The organism is Kitasatospora sp. NPDC024654, from assembly GCF_055559155.1.
Genome location: NZ_JBVHLF010000206.1, coordinates 1 through 3,868 on the forward strand (window position 1 = coordinate 1; position 3,868 = coordinate 3,868).

Consider the following 3,868-nt stretch of genomic DNA (forward strand, 5'->3'; position numbering starts at 1 on the left):
AAGACCGCAGACACCCGCCCACGGCCAGCGCGAGCATCCCGGAGAACCGTCACGCCAGCCCCTCCGACCTGCACGTTCGAAGATGGCGAAGGCTCGCTGATCATCGGCGACCGTCGCTCCCCGCACGTCGCCCTGGTGCACGACCTCGCCGCCGGCACCCGCAGCGGCGCCCTGTTCACCGACGACATCCGCTGCCCCGTGCACTCACCGACCTGGCCGCCGCCCTCCTTGAGATCGCCTCCCGCCACCTCTCCGGCGTCCACCCAGTGCCGGCGTTCGGTGACTTGCGGCGGCGGCCCGCGATTCCGCCAGGAGGGTGATTCCGTGAGTTTTTGGCTACTTCGAGGGGCACGCTTCCACCAACGCTGAATTCCGATCATTCCGATCATGGCGACGCCGCCTGCAGGACTTGTCGTAAGCGGGGGGTATGAGACCGACGTGTGGAGGTACCAGATGGCCGAGCTCCCACCACCGCCAGAAGGAATTGTGCTGGCCCACTTCATCGTCTCGGACGATGTCGAGCGCTCTCGGCGCTTCTACACCGAAGTACTCGGCGGCCGGGTGGCCTACTCTGGCCCCGGAGGGCTGACCTATGTCGCACTAGCCAACAGCTGGATCATCATCAATGTCGGTGGAGGCCCGACCGACGACAAGCCGTCGGTCACCCTTGCGACCCCGCGCGATCCCGACCAGGTCAGCAGTTTCCTCAATATCCGGGTCAAAGACATCAACGCCTTGTACACGGAGTGGAGCAGCCGGGGTGCCCAGTTCCTGACGCCGCCGAAACAGCACCAGTACGAGATCCGCTGCTACATCCGCGATCCTGACGGCCACCTGATCGAGGTAGGGCAAACTACCGACCCGGAGGGGGACTGGTCGCCCGCGCACTGGCCGTCAAGTACGCGCGCCGGCGATTCGGAGTGAATGCCGAGGCCGCGGCCACACCCCGCCGACTCTACCTGCCCGGGATGCGCGGGACATGGAAGCCCGATCCGCGTCTCTGGTATATCGCTCTCTCGTAGCGCAACTGTTCGCTGCGGTAGGCGGTGACGATGGCGGAGCCGATGCCCCCGTTGGCACCGGTGATGATCGCGACCTTCTGGGCGGTGTCCGCACTGGTCGTGTCGTTCATGCTCACCCCTTTCTTCCTCCGCCTGATCGGCATGGCTCAGGCCGGTGACTGATCCCGGCCCACCCGCCGGGTCTCGGGCCGCCACCGCCATGGCTCGGACCTCCGCCGCGACGTGGTCGTCGCGGGTAAGGGGACCGGCTCACCACGGAAGCCCGCTCCGAGCCGGCCGCGTCAGCCCAGCCGGGGCCACCAGCCGCCGTCCCGCTCCTTCGGTGGGCCGGCCGCGACCTCGCCCAGGGCGCGCTCCTCCTGCGCGGCGAGCTGCGTGCGCTGGTCATCGGCGAACTGCGCGACCAGGTCCAGCGCCGCGCGCCGCTGGGCTGCGCGTTGGCGTACGAGCTGCTCCGCCGACTGCCGACGCTCGGCATCGCGGCGCTCGGCGGATTCGCCCTGAAGTAGCCACGCGCCCATCGTCATGGCCCGCCAGCTGACGAGGTCCGGCGGTTCGGTGCAGGCCTCGATGAGAGCGTCGAGCTGCTCTCGTGCCGTGCGGGCCCGCTTGGCCGCCTCCAGAACGACCTGCAGCAGTGCCGGATCGTCAACCCAACGGCGGGGGGAGGACGCCCAGCGCGGCGACGAGTCCAGCTCGCGCAGCAGCTCGTCGAGTTCGCTCTCCACGTCACTCATGGACCGCAGTATGGGTCGGGACAGGCTGCTCGGTGCCAGCATCGGGTAGACACCACCCGTTCGAGACCAGGGCCCGCGGATTCCCTGCGGCCCCCGTCATGCGGTCCCTACAGTGGCTCGGCCGGGCGCCACGACCGGCGCCCGAGAGAGCGCTGCCGGAGGGGCTGGCATGGGAGTGGTCATGAGGGTGGAGCAAGCCCGCCGGGCGATCGGCGAAGCGGTCAGCGCCCGGATCCTGGCACTGTTCGAAGCCAACCACGCACAGATGCGCGAGTCGGGCATGGACGCGATCAACGCCCGCCTGTACCGAGGCTCCACGCTGCCGGGGCACAACCCGCGCGCCGTCCCGCCCGTCCCGCCGACCGATGTCGTCACCCACCCCGCCTTCGCCGAACCGAAGGTGATCTTCACCTGGAAGTCCGAGCACGGCACGGCCCCCTACTTCCAGATGGACGTCCCCGCGGACTGGACGAAGCACGTCGCGCACCGGGGCTACGCCGTCATCGCCGGCTTCCCGGTCACCTCGGTCCTGGAGGAAGACGCCGACGGCCGACCCATCCGGATCCAGACGGTCGACCTCACCGGGTGCTTCGATTCCGGCCTGCATGGGTGGCGCGCCTGGGCCCGCGACACGGTCCGCACCGTGGACTGGAGCGATCCCGACCAACCGCGCCTGGCCGAGCCCGCCTGAGCCCCGAGACGGCGCCTCGAACCTCCAGCGGCCCTTGCTCCTTGACCGGGCATGACTGCGCGCCGATCCCCCCGTGAGCTGCCCAGCAACCCGGGGATGTTGAACCTGACCTTCCAGCACTCCCAGTTCGGCACCGCCGATCCCTACAGCGACACAGCGGAACGATGGACGGTCTGCATCACCGAACCGGGCGACGACGAGGACGGGCCCCAGGTCGGGGAGCTGACGCTCTACCGGCTGCGGGCCTGCACCGGGCACAGCCGGCTGATGGCCGCGGACAGCGAGTCCGGGGAACTGCTCAGCATCGCCGAGGCCGTCCTGGACGGCAACGACTACAACGAGAAGTTCCAGAAGGCCATCGACATGCCCGTCGGCGACCTGCTGGTGCTTGACCGGGTCTACCTGGCTCAAGGGCGGCGCCCTCCAGCTCGGTGCCGAGCAGCCCGGCCTGCCCGGGCCGTTCGGCACCTGGCCCGACGAACACGCCGCCCAGGAACCCGACGAGCCTGAGGGCGGTGTCCTGGACGACGCCGAGTTCTGGTGCTGACCCCCGCGAGTCGGCGCCGCTCACCCGCGCCCACCGCGGGCTCGGCGCCCCTGCCGGCCGAGCTCTGCGAGCCTGTCCTGCTCGACCTGATCGAGGTGTTCCAGCCACAGCCGTCGCCGTTCAGCCCGCAGCTCCTGCCACGCCTCCCGGGTGCGCTGCTCAGCCTGAGCGAGCCGTTCGGCGCTGACGCCGTACACAGGCGGAGCCCACTCATCCCAGGTGATGTACCGGCCCAACCGGCCGTCGTACCGGCTGGTGGCCGCCCGGCCACGATGCCCGGTGGTCTCCACCAGCCGATAGGTCTCCTCGGCCATGCCCAGCGCCGTCGCCATCTGAGCGCGGCTGCGCCCAGTGAACACCCGAAGGTGAACCAGCCGCTCGTGCTCGACCGTGCACAGATCGGCTGGCGCGACACCGACGGCGGCCGCCAGCCGCGGCAACAACTCCGGCCTCGGAACGCGCGTCCCCGCCAGATAGAGGCTCACCGCGCGCTCCGTCACCCCCATCTCGCGGGCGATCCGCGCGACCGACGCACCAGCGGCGGCGCGGGCGGCCCGGAGCTTGGCCGCGTCGAAGCCGTACGGCGTGCTGCTCACCCACGTCTTCTACCCGCTGTCGTATACGGAAGTCCGTTCACCCTGAACGATCGGCAAGTCACCCGGCTCAGTGGTCGGGTAGCCGGGTCACGTTGCCGTGACCCGGCCCCCTCAGAACCGGACGTGCGGCGTTAACCGCATCCGGCTCAAGCAAGCCCCGAGGGCTTCGCAGGTCAGCAGTGAACCGCCCCGGGTTCGGTAGAGAGCTCAGATGATGGCTGTGACCAGGGGTTTTGTGGTTGCCAGGTAGTAGTTGGTCTCGTACTCGACGGGCG

The 3,868-nt window shown here is 69.6% G+C and carries 6 protein-coding genes and 1 pseudogene; 4 read left to right on the plus strand and 3 right to left on the minus strand.

Annotated features, from left to right (window positions below):
• Positions 1–93 precede the first annotated feature (93 nt).
• Together ACZ38L_RS38765 and ACZ38L_RS38770 are read left to right on the plus strand one after the other, a co-directional pair.
• Positions 94–263 (plus strand): annotated as a pseudogene (locus ACZ38L_RS38765) (dTDP-4-dehydrorhamnose reductase); the annotation flags it as partial.
• A gap of 190 nt (positions 264–453) precedes the next feature.
• Positions 454–924, plus strand: a complete 471-nt coding sequence (locus ACZ38L_RS38770; RefSeq protein ID WP_465702728.1) for a VOC family protein — start codon at positions 454–456, stop codon at positions 922–924.
• A 31-nt stretch (positions 925–955) separates the two neighbouring features.
• Here the strand turns inward: ACZ38L_RS38770 and ACZ38L_RS38775 are convergent, their stop codons facing one another.
• Together ACZ38L_RS38775 and ACZ38L_RS38780 are read right to left on the minus strand one after the other, a co-directional pair.
• Positions 956–1,132: a hypothetical protein gene (locus tag ACZ38L_RS38775; protein WP_465702730.1), complete on the minus strand. Its 177-nt coding sequence runs from the start codon at positions 1,130–1,132 to the stop codon at positions 956–958.
• Between the two features lie 171 nt (positions 1,133–1,303).
• Positions 1,304–1,759 carry a hypothetical protein gene (locus ACZ38L_RS38780; protein ID WP_465702732.1) on the minus strand — a complete coding sequence of 152 codons (456 nt, stop codon included), beginning with the start codon at positions 1,757–1,759 and terminating at the stop codon, positions 1,304–1,306.
• A gap of 181 nt (positions 1,760–1,940) precedes the next feature.
• Here ACZ38L_RS38780 and ACZ38L_RS38785 point away from each other — a divergent pair, with 181 nt between their 5' ends.
• On the plus strand, positions 1,941–2,450 hold the full coding sequence (locus tag ACZ38L_RS38785; RefSeq protein WP_465702734.1) for a hypothetical protein: 510 nt from the start codon (positions 1,941–1,943) through the stop codon (positions 2,448–2,450).
• A 96-nt stretch (positions 2,451–2,546) separates the two neighbouring features.
• Positions 2,547–2,960, plus strand: a complete 414-nt coding sequence (locus ACZ38L_RS38790; RefSeq protein WP_465702736.1) for a hypothetical protein — start codon at positions 2,547–2,549, stop codon at positions 2,958–2,960.
• A 57-nt stretch (positions 2,961–3,017) separates the two neighbouring features.
• On the opposite strand, the gene ACZ38L_RS38795 is transcribed toward ACZ38L_RS38790, so the two are convergent.
• Positions 3,018–3,593: a helix-turn-helix domain-containing protein gene (locus ACZ38L_RS38795; protein ID WP_465702738.1), complete on the minus strand. Its 576-nt coding sequence runs from the start codon at positions 3,591–3,593 to the stop codon at positions 3,018–3,020.
• Positions 3,594–3,868 lie beyond the last annotated feature (275 nt).

Excerpts from the sequence above, each read along its gene's own strand:
- ACZ38L_RS38770 (WP_465702728.1), top strand. The coding sequence starts at position 454 with ATGGCCGAGCTCCCACCACCGCCAGAAGGAATTGTGCTGGCCCACTTC.
- ACZ38L_RS38775 (WP_465702730.1), bottom strand. The coding sequence starts at position 1,132 with ATGAACGACACGACCAGTGCGGACACCGCCCAGAAGGTCGCGATCATC.
- ACZ38L_RS38780 (WP_465702732.1), bottom strand. The coding sequence starts at position 1,759 with ATGAGTGACGTGGAGAGCGAACTCGACGAGCTGCTGCGCGAGCTGGAC.
- ACZ38L_RS38785 (WP_465702734.1), top strand. The coding sequence starts at position 1,941 with ATGAGGGTGGAGCAAGCCCGCCGGGCGATCGGCGAAGCGGTCAGCGCC.
- ACZ38L_RS38790 (WP_465702736.1), top strand. The coding sequence starts at position 2,547 with ATGTTGAACCTGACCTTCCAGCACTCCCAGTTCGGCACCGCCGATCCC.